Below are 17619 nucleotides of genomic sequence, written 5' to 3' on the forward strand. Positions count from 1 at the left end.
GAGCCGACTCAGTTGAGTCGGCTCGTTTTGTTTTATTCCTTCACTGCCGCCAGCACGCGTTTGATCAATTCATCCGGATTGCCATTATGCCAGCGCCACACGATCACGATATCATGCTCCGGGTCAACCCAAATGGTATTCTGCCCGGCCCCTAAAGCCGCATAGCTAGTAGTCGGCGCACTTGGCCAAGCTTTGCCTTCGGTGTTGAGCCACCAAAGGTAGCCGTAGTCAGGGCCTACCGGTCCACGTTGAGTAGTTGCTTCCTTCACCCACTCTTCCGACACGATCTGCTTGTCTTTCCAGCGGCCATTGCGCAAAAACAGGTAACCGAAGCGGGCTTCGTCGCGGGCGCTGATCCAGAGTCCGCCCCCCCAGCGGGTACCGCCACTCACCGATGGCATGCGCTTGCCGTCAACATCCACATAAGAGTTTCGGTAAGGTACATACTGCCAGGTGTTGGAGGCGTCTATCGGGTCCATCACTTCATCTTTAAACACTTCCGGTAACGGCTTCTTCCATAAGCGAAGCATAGACAAGGCAAAGCGGTTAATGCGCACGTCGTTGTACTCGTAGAAAGTACCCGGCTCCTGCAGTTCACGCGGTTTGCGCTCTCCACGGCCATATTCTTCCTTGCCCACGAAGTCATGTTTCTTTCCCCACAGCTCGCCTTCCCACTCACTGGTCTGGCGCACATGGTGCTCCCAGGTTACCTTTCGGTTCTGCTCCGAGTCGTAGCCGCCGTCCTGCACATAATTCGCCACCGGATCCTGGATGTCTTTGATCATGCCCCGGTCAATCGTGATGCCCAGTATGGTGGAGAGCACGCTTTTGGCCACGCTGTAAGTCGGGTCTACCCGCTCTGTTTCACCCCATTCAGCCACGATGTAGCCATTCTTTAGGATAATGCCATTGGTATTGGCCCGGTCGCTAGGTATAGAACCGAGCATTTTTCCGAAGATCTCTTCCTGGGTGGAGAAGTCCTTAGGCATCTGGGTGGTTTCCTGCTGTTTAGCCCATTCCACTGCCTGTTGCAATAAACCAGCATCCATACCAACCTGATCCGGCTGTTTTTTCTCCCAGTTATCACCTTTGCCGGGGTAGTATACCTTCGCTTCGGTGGTCTGCGCTTGAGCAGTTGCAGTAAGTTGCTGCGGTTGTTGCTGACAAGCCAGTAGGCCTAAAGCTAATGTCAGCTGAATAAATCTGTTTCTTATCATCCTTCTATTTAAATTCAATATGCTTTCTAAATCTACACAATGACAACTATATCAGCACCACCAGCCAAACAAAAGCTCAGCCTGTACGGTAGAATAAACCAACCTAATGGAAAACTATGCTACAAATAAAGGTTTATTCCGACTATGTATGCCCCTACTGCTTCTTTGGGGAGCAGGTCCTCGAAAAGGCGCTGCAAGGTATAGAGGATCAGGTACAGGTGGAGTGGAAGCCATTTGAGCTGCGACCCTACCCGAACCCGACCTTGAAGCCGGAGGGTGAATATCTGCAAACTACCTGGGAGAACTCCGTGTACCCAATGGCTAAAAGGCTCGACGTGCAGATCGTACTGCCCAAGGTATCGCCGCAACCCTATACACACCTATCGTTCGAGGGCTACCAGTACGCACAGGAGCAGGGAAAAGGCGAAGCGTATACCCACCGCATGTTCACGGCTTTTTTTCAGGAAGAACAGGATATCGGAGATATTAACGTGCTTACAAAGTTGGCCGGTGAAGTTGGGCTGGATGAGCAGGAATTCCGGCAAGTGCTGGAGTCACGCAGGTATAAAGAGGCACATCAGGAGGCGCTACGGCATGCTTACGAGGAGGCAGGAATACAGGCCGTTCCAACTTTTATAATCGGAGACAAAATGGTGCGGGGACTGCTGCGGGAAGAGGACCTGAGAAGGCTGATAAAGTTAGAGCTGGAGGTATAGCCTACCCCCAGCTCTAACTCTAATGCAAAACGCTATACCTTACCAACTGGAGCCTCCACCTCTTCTACCACCGCCTAGTAGGCCTCCCAGCAATCCACCTAGTCCGCCGGAGCCCATGCTTCCGTAGCGGTTGCGCCCGTTAAGGCCTCCTAACACGGAAGCCATGGAACCCAGGCCGCTGTTTGAGCGTCGACCGCCCCCCATCAGACCGCCTCGGCCCATCATCATGCCACCTAGCAGACCTCCCAGCAGGCCGCCGCCCATGCCTCCCATCATACCACCGCGGCGTCTGCCGCCGCCCATCATGCGAGCCAGTACAAGCGGCGCTGCTATTCCTAGTATACCTTGCACCATTTGTGGGGAGATACCGGCATTCTTAAACATATCGCCAAATCCGTTCTTACTCATAAATGCCTGAGAACTCGGATCTTCTCCATGCTGCTGTGCCTCATCGGCCTTGTTCACAAATTGTTCCAGCACACTGTACTGCTTCTGATCCACGCCCAGGTAATTGGCCATCTCCTGAATCCGCTTCTGCTCCTCCTGGGTATATTCGCCATCAGCTTTGGCAAAACTGATGATATCGGTGATGAAAGAGAAGCGCAATTCGCTCTTTTTGAGCACATCCAGCACCCGTTGCACGCTAATCTGTGAGGGGTTCTTGGCAATTGAAATCACCTCCTCCTCCACGTTCTCGGGCATCTCGGCCGCCTCACTCAGCACCCTCAAAAATTCCAGTTCTTCCTCAGAAGCATGCCCGTCGGCAGAGGCGACAGAAGCAAGTGCAGCCAGGTAGGCGCCCTTCTCTTCCATCGTATAATCTTTCAACAAAGTGGTTTGTTCTTGTTCCATAGCTATTCGTTTGTCATACTGACATTTAAACGGCAGGCTCTGCCAGAAGTTAAACGATACAAACTTGTCACAGGGATTAATCCCGCACCCGATCCAGGGTATCACTCAGTTGCTGAGCTTCCTCAGCTGACAGGTTCTTAAAGGTATCTTCCTCAATCTGCTGCATAAGGGGATCCAGGTTGTCGAGTAACTCCATGCCCTTATCTGTAATGGCAATCTCCACCTTGCGTCGGTTGTGCTCGCAAAGGTCTCGTGTTACCAATCCCTTTAGGCGCAGTTTTTCCACGAGCCGGGTAGCATTGCTCATGCGGTTGAGCATGCGCTCCTGTATAGCAAAGAGGTTAATAGGCTTGCCCTGCTGTCCCCGGAGAATGCGCAGCACATTGTATTGCTGGGAAGAGATGTCGTAAGGCTTGAGCAGACTGTCAACCCGTGCCATCATCCACTCACCCGTAAACATCAGGTTCAGGGAAGCCTTTTGATAAGAGCTTCTGAACTTCGGCATCTTTAATTCATCTTCTAACTTCATGCTGATAAAAATCTAGGATTCATGTGCAATAACGCTTGCAATAATTGTATATACAACATATTCAGTCAATTAGTTACCTGCTCCTATAAAGCACTTTTTTATAATTTAACTTTGTTATTATTTTTTTATGATTAACCATCATTTAAAATATAATATACATTTTTGAATTGCTATATTGCAATGCTAAACATTATGCCGCTACCACCTGCTATGGAACAGAAACGCCTCCCTTATCAAGCTGCAACAAACGAAAACCTATTTGGCTCCTCACCGCAGGTACTTGCCGCGATGCAACAAGCCCTGACAAGCATACACGGTTACCCAACCCCTGATGCGGCCGATTTGCGGCTGGCCCTGGCTGACAAATTAGGTATAGAGAAAGACGAAATCATTATTGGAAGCGGATCTGCAGAGCTAATATCGCTCCTCGTGCGTCGGTTTTGCGGTCATGATAAAGACGGGGAAGTGTTGACTTTCACTCCCTCCTACCCACTGTATAGCCACGAGGCACGGGCGCTCCGAATACCTTGCAGAGAAGTACCGCTCACAAGTTCTTTCCGGATTGATGTGCAGGCGCTTATGCGCCAAATACGGCCTTCCACCCGACTATGCTTCATCTGTAACCCGAATAATCCTACGGGTACTTATCTGACGACAGCGGAACTCGAGCAAATACTTGAGCTGGTGCCTGCCCATGTTACCGTTGTGGTAGATGAGGCATACATCGAGTACGTCACTGCTCCCGATTGTGCAGATGCCGTGGCCATGCTGCCGCGTTACCCGAATCTGGTTGTGCTTCGCACCTTCTCCAAAGCCTATGGTCTTGCCTCTGTGCGCATCGGGTACATGATCGCGCAGCGCCACCTGATCGGGCAGGTACTGGAGGTGAAACAACCCTACAATGTAAACCAGCTGGCGCAGGTTGCGGCCCTGGCTGCATTGGAAGACGAGCATTTTCTGCACATGACCCTGCAGGCCACACAAGCCGGAAAGAACAAACTGGAAAAAGCGCTGCTTAAAATGGGGGTGCAGTTCTGGCCATCGCAAGCCAATTTCCTGCTGCTTGACGCCGGTGGTTACAGCGCCGATTTGATCCACGAGTACTTACTTGCCAATAATATCCTGGTGCGACGCGCCGATGACCATACCTTGCGCCTGACCATAGGGCCTGACGAACACCAGCTATACCTGCTGCAAATGCTACAAGAACTATTACATCCTGCCCGAGTATATCCTACACAGCCGCTATTAGCGCAAGTACTTGATCTGGGCTACCAGGTACAAGACCAACCTGAACTTGCAATAACACAGGCACATGATTTACTGAACAGAGCAACTGAGCAGTCGGATGCAGGAGGCCGTATTGCACAGGCTTTTGCGCGGGCACTGGCCATGCGTTGCCAGCAGGACAAAAGTGCAGCTTCCGGTAACTTGTATGCTACTAATTTTGGGGAGATGGACATGATCGCGGCTTTCAATGTACTGGTGACGGCCACGCCGCTGGTTACATTTGGCCACCGATTTGCGAACCACTCTATTCTGTCTGCTATTGCCGATAAGTCTTCGGTCTACCTGCTCGACCTGGGTATAGGCAGCGGTTTGCAGTGGTTTCATTTGATGGAGCTCTTAGCGGCTTTGCCTGGCGAGCGCCCGACGCTGCACCTCACCGGCATCGATATACCAGATCACAGCAACCCTGATCCAGCCTATAAGCTGCAGGCCACAGGGGCAGGTCTGGCTGCACATGCCCAGCGACTGGGTCTGGAGTTTAGCTATACCTATGTGGCAACCCGCCTCGAAGACTTCGACCTGCAGACCCTGGAGATAGACGCCTCGCATACCTTGATCGTGAATGCAGCCCTTACCCTGCACCACCTTGCCGACGAGCTAGTAGCTATACCTGACCAGCGTGACCGGGTGCTACAACAGATACGTGCACTGCGTCCACAGTTGCTTACGCTCACTGAACCTGATTCTGAGCACAACCGCCTCGACTTCCTGCCGCGCCTCCGCGAATCACTGCGCCACTACTATACTGTATTTGATGTGCTGGATACGCTGCTACCCGCCGATATGCCGGAGCGCCGCGTGATCGAACAGGAGTTTTTTGGAAGAGAGATCCTCAATGTGGTCGCCTTTGAAGGAAATGACCGCGTAGAGCGCCACGAACGACTGGATGCCTGGCAGCACCGCCTGACGCGTAACGGGTTTAAACCCGCTCCATGCCAGGTAACAGCTGAGCAGCTCCAGCACGAGTTACACCTGCACCCGCAGTTCAGTCTGGCAGCGCACGTGGCTGGCTATACCTTGCACTGGAAGGGTACCAACATTATAGCGGCCACCGCCTGGCAGTTGGCAGACTAAACTGCCAGCTTGCGGAGGGCCAGCAGGCAAAGCGCCACAGAACCTGCCACGCATACCTGGCCGCTCAGCACCATTTGCTCTACTTCTTTTAGTGGCACCTTGAGTACTTCAATGTGCTCGCTCTCATCCAGATCCTGGGCAGCTACTTCGCGCACGTTACGGACCAGGAAGTAGTATACCTTGTTCGTGTCTTTTGTGGGATTGTCGATTACCTCCAGCAAGGGTTCTATGTCGTCAGAGGTATAGCCGGTTTCTTCCAGCAATTCACGCCTGGCAGCCTCACGCGGGTCTGTTTCATGTGCATCGATCACTCCACCTGGCAATTCGATGAAGATATCGCTGGCAGCGTGTTTGTATTGCCGCACAAAGAGCACCTGCCCATCCTCCGTTACCGGAAAAGTGAGTACCACATCCGGCCGCACACTCACAAAGTAGTCGTCCATGCGGTGACCATTGGGCAGCTCCACATGATCGCGCCGCAAGGTATACCACTTATGATCAAACACAACTTGTGACTTCAGCGTTTTCCAGCGCTCTATTCCTTTCTTTGACATTATTCTTAAGTTATTGCTGAGGTGTATGCTGGGTTGCCCACGGCACAAAAATGTGGCCATACCTGCTTGCTACAAGATCAGGTATGGCCACACTTAATTACACCAGTTATGATTAGCTGATTGTTTCCAGCTTTTGTTCGTTTGAGGTATCCAGTGTCATTAGCTCTCCCACATAGGTTTCCAGCTCGTGCGCACGGTGAGCGGCTGTGTGATGCGCCATTACTCGGCGACGTGCCCGTGTACCGATGGCTTTGCGCTCAGAGGTACAGATCTCGCGCAGGTAGCGGAGTGTTTCGGAGGAACTCTTCGTTATCAGAATCTCTGACTCAGGCTCAAACAGCGTTTCTATACCTTCCCAATAATCAGAAATGACAGGTGTGCAGCAGGCGGCCGCTTCAAAAAGGCGCATGCTCGGGGTATAGCCGAATCTGCTGGTGCCGGCTCGTACGATGCTCAGGGCAAAGCGCTGACTATTGAAAAAATCGCGGTGCTCGATCGGCGTCAGGTGATGCAGCATGTTGATGTTACCTGGCCAACCCATGTCTTCAGGATACTTGGTACCGGCTACTGCGAAGCGTCCCTCAGGCCACTGCGCTGCGGTATCTACCATCAGCTTCTGCAACGTGGACTGACGATCTTCTGAGTAAGCACCCAGGTAACCCAGGTCCCATTTGATTTCGCGATACTCCTGGTGATACAGTTCCGGGTCAACTGAAAAGTAAAGTGGTCGAGCCATACGGGCGCCATACTTCTGCTCAAACAGTTCCAGCGCAGGCCCTCCTGTACAGGACAGGTATAGATCAAAGGCGGGAATCAGGCTCGCGCTAAGGTAAGCAGGTCCCTGCCCTTCGAGTTCGCTCAGGGTACCGGGTGCATCCAGGTCATAGAAGGCCTTGATGCCTTTCGCCGTTTCAATCACCCATTTACTGACAGCAGTGCCTTCCGTCAGACTGGAACCCACGATCACCATATCTGCTTCACGCACATGCTCTGTGTATTGCTTTAACTGCTCCAGTGATCCATATGTGCCAACCTGGCAGAAGTCGGGCTCACCCAGATCAGCTGCAGCTTGTCGCTGAGCCAGTTTTCTTTCCAGAAACAAAACCTTGTGGGCATTAGCATGCAGTGCTCTAACCAGGTTGCGGTAAGTGGTGGCATGGCCGTTGCCCCAGGAAGTTGTAATAGAAAGGCCAAGGATAACGATGTTCATCTCGTTGTTTGACAATTTTTGGTAAAGATAAGCTAGTTTTTCATTTTGAAACCGAAACCGGTGCCTGAATCAGCTGCCCATACAGATAACTGTAATCCTGGGCCATCTGGTCAGCGGTGTATCCATGGGAGCGCTTCACAGCACGGCAAGCCATTATATTGCGGCAAAATTCGTCGTCAATCAGATTTTCGATGGTATCACGCAGTTCGTCTGCACTGTTGGGGTCTACGTACTTGGCGGCATTCCCCCATACCTCGGCCATGCTTTCGGTCTTGCCTACTACCAGGGCGCAGCCTGACATGGCCGCTTCAAGCACTGTCAGCCCAAATGGCTCATATTTGGCTGGCAGCGCATATATAGACGCCTTTGAGAGCCAATCGGACACTTCTTTGTTTGTGAGCTGCCCCAGGAAATACACATTGTCCAGTTCCATGGCTTCTCCTGTCACAGGGTGCTTACCCTCTCCGGCTATATACACAGGCCACTGCAGGTCAGAGGCAATGTGTGCCAGCATGGAAATGTTTTTGGCTTCGTCCCATACCCTGCCCAGGCTGAAAACGAAGGGCTCTTTGCGTCCGAACTGGAAATACTGCTGCCCGCGGCCGTTATACACGACGGAGCTTTGCTTGAACGGGCCATAGAGTTCTTCCGCCTGGTGCATCATTGCCTGCGTCGGGGCGACTACTATATTGGAGGCCTGCAAACCGTTGCGCACCATTTCGCTGTACTTCTTCCAGTTTTTGGGAGCTTCCTCCTGCTTCACGGCACGCCACCACGAGAGCACACATGAGTGAATCACAGTCAGGACGGGCTTGCCCCAGTTCAGGCTACCAAAGCTCATGTGATTGAGATGGATCAGGTCAGGCTGCACCTGATCGCGCAACTCCAACAGCCACTCGCCTGCTTTCTGTACATCGTCCCACGGTGCGTCCATCCACTCTAGCTTATACTCGCTTTCATATACAGTGAGGTTAGGTATACGTTCAGCTTCTGCGCGCTGCTCCTCGCTCATGGGTTCTCCCATGGTGGCGAGTGCTACGGTAGTGCCATGCTCAGCTATGGCCCGGGTCAGTTCGAGGGCGTAGGTCCATACGCTGCCAACTGTATCGGCAGTCATCAGGATTGACGAGGGATGATGGGGTGTTTTCATTGTTTTTGGTGTAACTATATTTTACATCATGTTTTGATTAGAGCCAATGCACCATCTCCATTCCATTGCAGAAAGGCATAAGGAGACAGCTGTAAAATTGGTAAGCGTGCCGGCCAGGTATAAGAGGCCGATGGCTGGCCTGTCGGTGCATTGTATTACGCGTACAAGCCAGATTCCGTTAGTGTGATCTTCGGTTTTTTACTTTTTTTTAATATGCGTACATCCTATGCTTGTTTCGCATAACGAACAGGTAGTCAGAATCACACTTTCCTTGCCATGTGCGTGCACCATCTACAGCTTCCCTGCGTATAGCTTACGAGTGTAACAGATAGGCTCAAATTGAAAGAAAAAACCCAAACTAATTATACTAGTGGGCGTATCTTCCTCATCCGCCATGCCCGGCCCCTGGTTTCGAAGAAAGGGTACTTCAGCACAGCAGATGCACGAAGCTATATTAATGAATACGATGCGGCCAAAGTCGAGCAGTTTGTCATGAAGCACGAGGCCATCCCTTTTCAGGAGATACGGCAGGTATACTGCAGCAGCCTGATCAGGTCACAGCTCACGGCCCGTCAGATTTTCGGAGATGAAGTGGAGTTGATTATACGACACGAGTTCAGAGAGTTTGAGCGCCGGATTTTCTCGTTACCCCTGCTACGACTTCCGATCCGGCTCTGGCTGGCAAGCGCCAGACTGCTCTGGATGATGGGACTGAATAGCAAAGGAATCGAAACGTTTGGGGAGGCAAAGCAGCGAGCGCGTGATGCCGCCTCCTTCCTGGCAGGCGAAGCGAAGCAAAGCCCAACTGTGATCCTGGTAGCACATGGCCTACTGAACAATTTTATACGATGGTACCTGCAGGACCTGGGCTGGAAGTCGGCTATGCACGAAGGCAGTGGTTTTTTAAGTGTGACAATACTGGAGAAGAAATAAGAAAATCCCCCATAATAAATGAAGCAACACCTCAAGGTGATCAATCGCGTAACATCAAATCTCTCTGGGGTTTAATGGTTTACACTTAACACAACACAACCACTAAGTTCAATCCAACATTTTAATGGAATGTGTGTATTATTTTTTTATATTTGCTAAATTAGTTAAGTCAGTTTTTTGATTTTTCTCAACCAATTGACAAGACTAATGTTAATTCCTAAATCAATTTTTTATCAAATTTAACTACTATGAAGAAGAGTATACTATTGAGCTTCTTTTTAGTCTTGACACTTGTAGGAAGTGTCTGGGCTCAGACTCAAACTGTATCCGGTAGAGTAACAGCGGCCAATGATGGCTCTGCGCTACCAGGTGTTACCGTCCTGGAGCGGGGCACTACGAATGGTGTTACGACCGGAGTTAACGGGGAGTACACAGTAACTGTACAGCCTAATGCCACCCTGGTATTTAGCTTTATAGGTATGCAGCGTCAGGAAGTTCCTGTGAACGGACGCTCAACAGTGGATGTACAGCTTGCAGCTGATGAGCGCATGCTAAGCGAGGTTGTCGTAGTAGGATATGGTACACAGGAGCGCCGTGAAGTAACAGGTGCTACTGCAAAGGTAAAATCTGAAGACATCCAGAACCTACCTGTTGTTGGCGTTGACCAGGCATTGCAGGGTCGTGCGGCAGGTGTTCAGATTTCCCAGAACTCTGGTACACCAGGTGGCGGTATCACGGTGCGTGTGCGAGGTGCAACCTCTATCTCTGCCAGCAACCAGCCACTTTATGTAGTGGACGGTGTTCCACTAACAACAGGTGACTTCTCTCAGCTGGGCTTTGGTGGTCAGTCTACTAACGCAGTGACAGACATCAACCCGAACGATATTGAGTCAATTGACATCTTGAAAGATGCTTCTGCTGCTGCTATCTACGGTTCGCGTGCTGCCAACGGTGTAGTACTGATCACTACCAAGCGTGGTTCTGCCCGTCAAACGCAGGTGAACTTCAATATGTACACAGGTACACAAAACTACTGGAAACAGCCTAAGCTTCTGAACTCGCAGCAGTATGCTGAGATCATGATGGAAGCTTTCGTGAATGATGGCTTTATTCCGGAAGGTGAGTATACGCCAGAGGACTTCGCTGACTTCTATTATGGTGGACTTGATTTCCCATTAGCAGATACGGATTGGGTAGATGAGATTTCCCGCACGGCTGGTATCTCTAACTATGAGCTCTCTTTGAGCGGCGGTGACCCGAAAACGCGCTACTATGTATCTGGTAACTATTTCGATCAGAAGGGTGTTGTAATTGGCAGCCGTTATCAGCGTTACTCTACCCGACTGAACCTGGACCACCAGGCAAATGACAAGTTCTCGCTAGGTACCAGCATCCAGCTGAGCCGCTCAGACAGCGACCGTATCATTAGCGACAACTCGATCACCAGCCCGTTTGCCAATGCCCTGGCTGCGTCTCCGCTCTGGCCGGTTTTCACTGATGTAGAAACGAGAACTTACTCTTACCCTAACTTCTACTATACTAACCCGGTAGCTGAAGGTCTTGAGAACGATAACGAAACCCGTAACCTACGTGCTGTTGGTAACGCGTTTGCAAAATACTCAATCGTACCAGGTCTTGATCTGCAGGTGAAAGGTGGTATAGACGTGCTGAACGTGGAAGAACGTCGTTATAGCGCCGCTAACTTCCCTGGATCTACTTTTGAGGCACAAGGTGGCCAAGCCATCAATGCCACTACAACTGCTACCAAGCGCTTATTAGAGGCTACATTGGCTTATAATAAGACTTTCAACGAGGTACACAGCATCTCTTCTGTAATTGGTGCCAGCAACGAGGACAATCAGATTCGCAGTGCCAGCGTTACAGGTGAAGGTTTTGCAAGTGAGCGTTTCCGTTACGTATCTAGCGCCGCCCGTGTGAACGCCGGTACAAACGCTGAAATTGAGTCTGCACTCGTTTCTTTCTTCGGTCGTGTGAACTACTCCTTCAGAGACAGATACCTGTTGGGTGTCAACTTCCGTGCTGACGGTTCTTCCCGTTTTGGTGCGAACAACCGTTACGGCTACTTCCCATCTGTTTCTGCAGGTTGGAGACTGATTGAAGAAGACTTCATGTCAGGACTTGACTACATGAGTGAACTGAAGCTGCGTGCTTCTTACGGTGTAACAGGTAACCAGGAAATCGGTGACTTCAGATACCTGCCACTTTACACTGGCGGTAGCAACTACCTCGATCTTTCAGGTCTGGCCCAGTCTCAATTGGCCAACCCAGACCTGAAGTGGGAAACAACCAGACAGTTTAACGTAGGTACTGACATTGGCTTCCTGAATGGACGTATCAACCTGGCGTTAGACTATTATATCAAGGAAACAGAAGACCTGCTTTTTGCACGTCCTATTCCAACACAGAGTGGTTTTTCTAGTGTGCAGTTCAACGTAGGTTCTACAGAGAACAAAGGCTTTGAAATTGCCTTGAACACAGTAAACATCTCTAACCCAGGCGACGGCTTTAACTGGACTACTGACTTCAACATTGCCCGTAACCGCAACAAGGTAACGTCGCTGTATGAAGGCCAGGACATCTTCTACGGCTTTGGTGGCAACTCTTTGGTATTGCGTGAAGGTCAGCCAATAGGTACATTCTACGGTCTGATCTCTGACGGTATCTACAGCAGAACAGAAGATGTTCCGGAATCTAAAGCTGAATTCAATGGAACGATGGCCGGTGACGTGAACTTCCGTGATATCAACGGAGATGGCATCATCACAGACGATGACTTCACTGTACTTGGCAACGCACAGCCTGACTTTATCGGTGGTCTTACAAACACCTTGCGTTACAAAGGTTTCGACCTGAATGTGTTCTTCCAGTTCTCTTATGGCAACGAAATCGCCATGCCGTCACGTCAGTATCAGATGCACCTTGGCGTATACGACGACAACATGGTAGAAGAGGTATTAGGAAGATGGCGTCAGGAAGGTGACGTGACGGATGTACCGCGCGCTACTTACTTAGATGACAACTTCAATGGCAGAAGCAACACATCACGCTTTATCTACGACGGTTCTTACCTCCGCCTCAAGAACATGGTATTGGGTTATACCCTGCCAACTTCTATCAGCGAGCGCCTGAAAATGAGATCACTGCGTGTGTATGCTCAGGCTCAGAACCTTGTTACTTTCACAGACTACCCTGGTTTCGACCCAGAGGTAAACTTTGCGGGCACCAGCAACACAACATTGGGTGTAGATTTCTATACAGTGCCTCAGAGCCGCACTATCACATTTGGTGTTAATGTTGGTTTTTAATCATTAAAAGGATTATTGAAGATGAAAAGATATTCATTCATAATAGCCGCAGCTCTAGGTCTGAGTGTAATGACCGGCTGCGAAGACAGACTGGAAGTGGCTCCGACCACTCAGGTAGAGGCTGATGTTGCCGTAACAGATTTCAATTCATTAGACAAGGCTGCTTTGGGTGCTTATAGCGCTATGCAGGATGAAGACTACTATGGTTATCGTTATGCCTTCTACAATGAAGTGTACTCTGATAATATGGAGTTCATCGGTACATTTACCACTGACCTTGAGGCAACGAGACGAGCCTTTACAGCTTCCAACTTACAGATTGATAACACCTGGGGCACTATTTATGTGGTAATCAACCGTGCAAACACTGTTATCGCTCAGGCTGATAATTTGTTTTCAGCAGGTACTATAACAGCTGAGCAGCGCGATGCGATTCAGGGTGAGATGTACTTTGTAAGAGCGCTAGCTTACTTTGACCTGGTGAAGGTGTTTGGTGGTGTTCCACTTGAGCTGAATGCAACTACTGGCCTGCCAGACATTCAGTTCCTGCCGCGCTCTTCTGCGCAGGATGTGTATAACTCGATCATCAGTGACCTGACTAATGCAGAGAACATGCTGGGTACTGAGGAAAGAACAGATCCTCGTCGTGCTTCAGGACTTGCAGCTTCTGCCCTGCTAGCCCGTGTGTATCTGCAAAGCGGAAACTATGCACAGGCACAAACAAAAGCCAGTCAGGTTATCGAGAGCGGCGCTTTCGAACTGATGCCTACTTTTGCCAGTGTGTTCACCACAGAAGGTAGCGGCAACAGAGAGTCCATCTTTGAGATCGACTTCACGCCAAACGACCAAAACAACCTGGGTTCATCAACTAACCCTAATACACCTGGTCAGAAATTCTATGTGCGTCAGGGTACTTACGATGCGTTGCAAGCGTCAGCAGCTAACGGTGATACTCGTTTTGAGGCAACTGTTCGCATTGATGGCTCTGCTAACCGCCGCAGACTACTGAAGTACGAAGACGCCGTGAACAATGCCGATAACGTAATTGTGATCCGCTTGGCAGAAATGTACCTGATCAGAGCAGAAGCTGCTGTAAGACAGACAGCGAATGGTGGCGACAATATTCTGCCAGTACTGCCACAGGTTCTTTCCGACATCAATGCGGTTAGAGTGAGAGCAGGTTTACCAAGATTGCTGGCTCTTACTAACAGAGCTGCACTCGAAGAAATTCTGCGTCAGCGCCGTTTAGAGTTTGTAGGTGAAGGTCTCCGATTTATGGACCTGCGTCGTTACAACCTGACTTGCGAAGTTCTTGGTTTCTGCGATGCTCAGGCCTTCCGTAACCTCTGGCCTATTCCGTTACAGCAGATCGAGCGTAACCCTAGCCTGGATAGAAACGAAGGCTATTAATCAGCACTTCTGTACCTTATTTAGAAAGGCTCCCCAAATGGGGAGCCTTTTTTTATGAATAATCAAAAATAACTAAACCTTTAGTTTGTAAACTAAGTAATTAGTTATATCTTTAAACTATCACATAGCCTATAAGCCCATGAAAGAACTCACCAAAGCCGAAGAAGAGATCATGCAGATTCTCTGGAAACTGGAGAAAGGATTCGTAAAAGACATTTTAGAGGAAATGCCTGAGCCTAAACCAGCTTACAATACGGTGTCAACGATTGTGCGTATTCTGGAGAAAAAAGGCTTTGTCGGCTACAATGCCTTCGGTAAGTCGCATGAATACTACCCTTTGGTGGCTGAAGACAAGTACAAAAGCTTCTTCTTGAAAAACTTCATGAGTGGCTATTTCGGAGGCTCTTTCGAAAAGCTCGTTTCATTCTTCGCCAAGGATAATAACCTGGATGTAAAAGAACTGGACCAGCTGATGCGCCATGTAAAAGACGATCTTAAAGAGGAGGACAAATAAGATGGAAACTCTGGTTAACTATCTGCTGCAATCGACATTGGCCTTGCTGGTGCTATACCTGTTTTACAGACTCGTCCTCCAGAATCAGCCTGGCCTGCTCTACAACAGACTATACCTGCTGTTAGCCCCTATCATCGCTTTAGCTGTTCCGCTACTAGAGTTACCGCTCCCTTTTCAATCAGTACTCCCTGCTGCTGAGGTTATACCTGCCATACAGCTACAGGAAATAAAAGTGATGGCCTACAGTTCCTCTGCTGCTAACACTGCACCGTTTCTTACCATCAGTCAGGCTCTGCTTCTCCTTTACGCGGTAGTTGGACTGATTTTACTGATCAGGCTGGGGATACAGGTAGTGCGCATCAAACTACTGGCTTCTGCTGCACAGCCCCTGCCAACACCAAGTCCCAAAGCAACTGTGCTGCAAACCGAAGGGCAGCTCCCTTCATTTGCCTTCTTGCACTATGTGTTTCTGGGAGATATGAACCATTTGTCTGCACAGGAACAGCAGCAGATACTTTCACATGAAATGGCCCACGTGCGCCTGCGCCATACCTACGATGTACTGTACTATGAAATTCTGACTGCTATGCTTTGGTTCAACCCGCTGGTATGGCTTATGAAAGAAGAGCTGCGCAATGTGCACGAGTTTCAGGCGGATGCTGAGGTGCTGGCGAACCACCGACCACAGGAATACAGTTCACTGCTGGCCAAAGAGGCCCTTTATATGGCCGGTATACCTGTTGGAAGCTACTTCCAGAAACCGCAGGTGTTCCGTAGACTGCGCATGCTGCAACTGCATGGCAGACCTACAAGCAAAATGCGATTGTTATTAGCCTTGCCTGTGCTCATGCTGCTTGTGGCTGCATTCTCAACGAACAAAGTAAGCGCTGATATAGTCCCTCTTATAGAAGAACCTGCTTCGCTCTCCGAAATACTAATAACAGCACCTGCCCGAAAAGCCGGTATACCTGTGGGGGAACAAAAGCGAGAAGGTATAAGCCAGGATCCGGCAGCGACGGCTGACGTGAGTACAACCAAAACGGCGGAACAAGCAAAGAAAGAAGTCAAAATGGTGGAATCGGCTACTACGCCAGCCAGACCATCAGAGGAGAAGAACGCTGCCGAGAAACCCTATACCTATGTGGAGCAGATGCCCAGGTTCAAAGGGGGCGAATCTGAGATGATGAAATTCATGGGTCGTAACATACGCTACCCTCAGGATGCTCAGGATGCAGGCGCGGAAGGTTTGGTTGTATTGAGTTTTGTAGTGGACAAAGAAGGGGGCTTGCAGGATATCACAGTCCTAAAAACGCTACACGAATCGCTTGATAAGGAAGCCATACGCGTAGTAGAAGCGATGCAAGGCCAATGGGACCCTGGCAAACAAAACGGGAAAACCGTACCGGTCCGCTATACCTTGCCTGTACGCTTCGCCATAAAGTAATACGCTAACACATTTTTATACCTGCTAAGCCCGGCTTAAAACCGGGGTAGGGTCACTATTGCCTTTACTGAACTAAAACGAACTATAAACTTACATCTCATGAAAAACAAAAACACACTCAAAACCTTGCTGGCTGCTCCCCTGCTGGCCCTCTCACTCAGTTTCGGTTTACAGACGGATGCGCTTGCGCAAACTAAAAAGTCCGGAAACGAACCCTACTCCTATGTAGAACAAATGCCCGAATTCAAAGGTGGCATGACTGAAATGATGAAATTCCTGGGCACCAACATCCAGTACCCTGCTGTTGCCAAAAGCAATGGAGTGGAAGGTTTGGCGGTGGTAACCTTTGTGGTAGAAACCGATGGCAAAATCAGTGAAGTAAAAACCGTAAAGCCACTCAGCAAAGAAACTGATGAGGAAGCCATGCGGGTTGTGAAGCTGATGGCTGGTCACTGGACTCCGGGCCGCCAAAATGGCGAAGCCGTACGGGTGCGCTATACCTTGCCGATCAGGTTTTCATTAACAGAATCAGACCGTGCAGCCTCTGCCAGCGTGGCAAATCAAATGCCTGCTTTTAAGGGCGGAACAGAAGCCATGCAGCAGGCCATGCAGTCCTACCTATCACTCCCAGCCGAAGCGAAAAAGGAAAACCTGAATGCCCGTGTGGTGGTGAAGTTCTATGTAGAAAAGGATGGTCAGGTATCGAATGTGCGACTGGAAGGCACCAAGCTCAAAAAGATGGTGGGCCCCGGTTCTGAACTCGACTACATGGATGCGTCTACCTTCCAACTGCAGAACAAGACTATACTGGCTAAACTATCAGAATCAGCCATGGCGGCTGTGAAAGCTACTTCCGGCCAGTGGGAGCCTGCCCTCAAAAGCGGTCAGCCTACCGGTGCCGAAGTAGTGCTGCCGGTACAGTTCCTGAGCTCTGAGTCAGGCAAAGGCAGCGAGAAAATGGGCGTACCGACCATGACTAAGTATACCAAGCACTCTTATAAGATAGAAGAAGTAGATGTGAAGCCAACTTTCAAAGAGGGATCCTTTGAAAGATATCTGGCCAAAAACCTGCGTTACCCTGCCAATACCGACTTTGAAGGAGCCGTTGAGGTGCACTTAGTCATAAAAGAAGACGGCAAAGTAATCAGTATGTTCACAGTAGGTATGGGAAAAGAGATGCATGATATGATCTCTAACACAATTCAGAAAACACAAGGCATGTGGAATCCGGGGAAAGTAGACGGACAACCTGTAGCGGTTAGTCAGAAGATCACCATCCTGTTTGTAACAGAGGATGCTTCAAAGAGAGCCACTGATTCGAATGTAAAGCAAGCCGATGTGCTAGTAACAAGGCATAAATAAGCTAGAACACAAACTTGTTAGGTTGCCCCTGGTGCTGC

14 protein-coding genes are annotated in these 17619 nt (G+C 49.8%); 8 read left to right on the forward strand and 6 right to left on the reverse strand.

Translation table 11 applies throughout. The features are described from left to right. Positions 1 to 32 precede the first annotated feature (32 nt). On the reverse strand, positions 33 to 1217 hold the full coding sequence (locus tag AC5FX6_RS09790) for a serine hydrolase domain-containing protein (protein ID WP_493596867.1): 1185 nt from the start codon (positions 1215 to 1217) through the stop codon (positions 33 to 35). 116 nt (positions 1218 to 1333) lie between these two features. Here AC5FX6_RS09790 and AC5FX6_RS09795 point away from each other — a divergent pair, with 116 nt between their 5' ends. Continuing rightward, positions 1334 to 1933, forward strand: a complete 600-nt coding sequence (locus tag AC5FX6_RS09795; RefSeq protein WP_493596868.1) for a DsbA family oxidoreductase — start codon at positions 1334 to 1336, stop codon at positions 1931 to 1933. Between the two features lie 39 nt (positions 1934 to 1972). On the opposite strand, the gene AC5FX6_RS09800 is transcribed toward AC5FX6_RS09795, so the two are convergent. After that, the gene (locus AC5FX6_RS09800; protein ID WP_493596869.1) at positions 1973 to 2785 is read right to left on the reverse strand and encodes a TerB family tellurite resistance protein; all 813 of its coding nucleotides are present in this window, start codon (positions 2783 to 2785) and stop codon (positions 1973 to 1975) included. A gap of 76 nt (positions 2786 to 2861) precedes the next feature. Continuing rightward, on the reverse strand, positions 2862 to 3314 hold the full coding sequence (locus AC5FX6_RS09805) for a MarR family winged helix-turn-helix transcriptional regulator (protein WP_493596870.1): 453 nt from the start codon (positions 3312 to 3314) through the stop codon (positions 2862 to 2864). A gap of 210 nt (positions 3315 to 3524) precedes the next feature. On the opposite strand from AC5FX6_RS09805, the gene hisC reads away from it, so the two are divergent. Further along, entirely contained in the window at positions 3525 to 5678 is a 2154-nt protein-coding gene (gene hisC / locus AC5FX6_RS09810; RefSeq protein ID WP_493596871.1) for a histidinol-phosphate transaminase, read from the forward strand. On the opposite strand, the gene AC5FX6_RS09815 is transcribed toward hisC, so the two are convergent. The 3 genes from AC5FX6_RS09815 to AC5FX6_RS09825 all read right to left on the reverse strand — a co-directional run bounded on the left by AC5FX6_RS09815 (position 5675) and on the right by AC5FX6_RS09825 (position 8592). Next, a complete protein-coding gene (locus AC5FX6_RS09815) occupies positions 5675 to 6232 on the reverse strand; it encodes an NUDIX hydrolase (RefSeq protein ID WP_493596872.1) in 558 nt (185 codons plus the stop codon). The two genes, hisC and AC5FX6_RS09815, sit on opposite strands and share 4 nt — an antisense overlap. Before the next feature lie 112 nt (positions 6233 to 6344). Beyond that, the gene (locus tag AC5FX6_RS09820; RefSeq protein WP_493596873.1) at positions 6345 to 7442 is read right to left on the reverse strand and encodes a CgeB family protein; all 1098 of its coding nucleotides are present in this window, start codon (positions 7440 to 7442) and stop codon (positions 6345 to 6347) included. A gap of 40 nt (positions 7443 to 7482) precedes the next feature. Then, positions 7483 to 8592 (reverse strand): glycosyltransferase, encoded by a 1110-nt coding sequence (locus AC5FX6_RS09825; protein WP_493596874.1) that lies wholly within the window; start codon positions 8590 to 8592, stop codon positions 7483 to 7485. Between the two features lie 339 nt (positions 8593 to 8931). Here AC5FX6_RS09825 and AC5FX6_RS09830 point away from each other — a divergent pair, with 339 nt between their 5' ends. The 6 genes from AC5FX6_RS09830 to AC5FX6_RS09855 all read left to right on the forward strand — a co-directional run bounded on the left by AC5FX6_RS09830 (position 8932) and on the right by AC5FX6_RS09855 (position 17581). Next, positions 8932 to 9525 carry a histidine phosphatase family protein gene (locus AC5FX6_RS09830; protein WP_493596875.1) on the forward strand — a complete coding sequence of 198 codons (594 nt, stop codon included), beginning with the start codon at positions 8932 to 8934 and terminating at the stop codon, positions 9523 to 9525. Positions 9526 to 9773: 248 nt separating this feature from the next. Beyond that, positions 9774 to 12851 carry a SusC/RagA family TonB-linked outer membrane protein gene (locus AC5FX6_RS09835; RefSeq protein ID WP_493596876.1) on the forward strand — a complete coding sequence of 1026 codons (3078 nt, stop codon included), beginning with the start codon at positions 9774 to 9776 and terminating at the stop codon, positions 12849 to 12851. 21 nt (positions 12852 to 12872) lie between these two features. After that, positions 12873 to 14261 carry a RagB/SusD family nutrient uptake outer membrane protein gene (locus tag AC5FX6_RS09840; RefSeq protein WP_493596877.1) on the forward strand — a complete coding sequence of 463 codons (1389 nt, stop codon included), beginning with the start codon at positions 12873 to 12875 and terminating at the stop codon, positions 14259 to 14261. A 139-nt stretch (positions 14262 to 14400) separates the two neighbouring features. Next, positions 14401 to 14775 carry a BlaI/MecI/CopY family transcriptional regulator gene (locus tag AC5FX6_RS09845; RefSeq protein WP_493596878.1) on the forward strand — a complete coding sequence of 125 codons (375 nt, stop codon included), beginning with the start codon at positions 14401 to 14403 and terminating at the stop codon, positions 14773 to 14775. Between the two features lies 1 nt (position 14776). Beyond that, on the forward strand, positions 14777 to 16219 hold the full coding sequence (locus AC5FX6_RS09850) for a TonB family protein (protein WP_493596879.1): 1443 nt from the start codon (positions 14777 to 14779) through the stop codon (positions 16217 to 16219). 99 nt (positions 16220 to 16318) lie between these two features. Then, positions 16319 to 17581 carry a TonB family protein gene (locus tag AC5FX6_RS09855; RefSeq protein ID WP_493596880.1) on the forward strand — a complete coding sequence of 421 codons (1263 nt, stop codon included), beginning with the start codon at positions 16319 to 16321 and terminating at the stop codon, positions 17579 to 17581. Positions 17582 to 17619: the final 38 nt, after the last annotated feature.

The sequence above is a fragment of the Pontibacter sp. LHS2 genome, from assembly GCF_058932845.1.

Excerpts from the sequence above, each read along its gene's own strand:
- AC5FX6_RS09790 (WP_493596867.1), bottom strand. The coding sequence starts at position 1,217 with ATGATAAGAAACAGATTTATTCAGCTGACATTAGCTTTAGGCCTACTG.
- AC5FX6_RS09795 (WP_493596868.1), top strand. The coding sequence starts at position 1,334 with ATGCTACAAATAAAGGTTTATTCCGACTATGTATGCCCCTACTGCTTC.
- AC5FX6_RS09800 (WP_493596869.1), bottom strand. The coding sequence starts at position 2,785 with ATGGAACAAGAACAAACCACTTTGTTGAAAGATTATACGATGGAAGAG.
- AC5FX6_RS09805 (WP_493596870.1), bottom strand. The coding sequence starts at position 3,314 with ATGAAGTTAGAAGATGAATTAAAGATGCCGAAGTTCAGAAGCTCTTAT.
- hisC (WP_493596871.1), top strand. The coding sequence starts at position 3,525 with ATGGAACAGAAACGCCTCCCTTATCAAGCTGCAACAAACGAAAACCTA.
- AC5FX6_RS09815 (WP_493596872.1), bottom strand. The coding sequence starts at position 6,232 with ATGTCAAAGAAAGGAATAGAGCGCTGGAAAACGCTGAAGTCACAAGTT.
- AC5FX6_RS09820 (WP_493596873.1), bottom strand. The coding sequence starts at position 7,442 with ATGAACATCGTTATCCTTGGCCTTTCTATTACAACTTCCTGGGGCAAC.
- AC5FX6_RS09825 (WP_493596874.1), bottom strand. The coding sequence starts at position 8,592 with ATGAAAACACCCCATCATCCCTCGTCAATCCTGATGACTGCCGATACA.
- AC5FX6_RS09835 (WP_493596876.1), top strand. The coding sequence starts at position 9,774 with ATGAAGAAGAGTATACTATTGAGCTTCTTTTTAGTCTTGACACTTGTA.
- AC5FX6_RS09840 (WP_493596877.1), top strand. The coding sequence starts at position 12,873 with ATGAAAAGATATTCATTCATAATAGCCGCAGCTCTAGGTCTGAGTGTA.
- AC5FX6_RS09845 (WP_493596878.1), top strand. The coding sequence starts at position 14,401 with ATGAAAGAACTCACCAAAGCCGAAGAAGAGATCATGCAGATTCTCTGG.
- AC5FX6_RS09850 (WP_493596879.1), top strand. The coding sequence starts at position 14,777 with ATGGAAACTCTGGTTAACTATCTGCTGCAATCGACATTGGCCTTGCTG.
- AC5FX6_RS09855 (WP_493596880.1), top strand. The coding sequence starts at position 16,319 with ATGAAAAACAAAAACACACTCAAAACCTTGCTGGCTGCTCCCCTGCTG.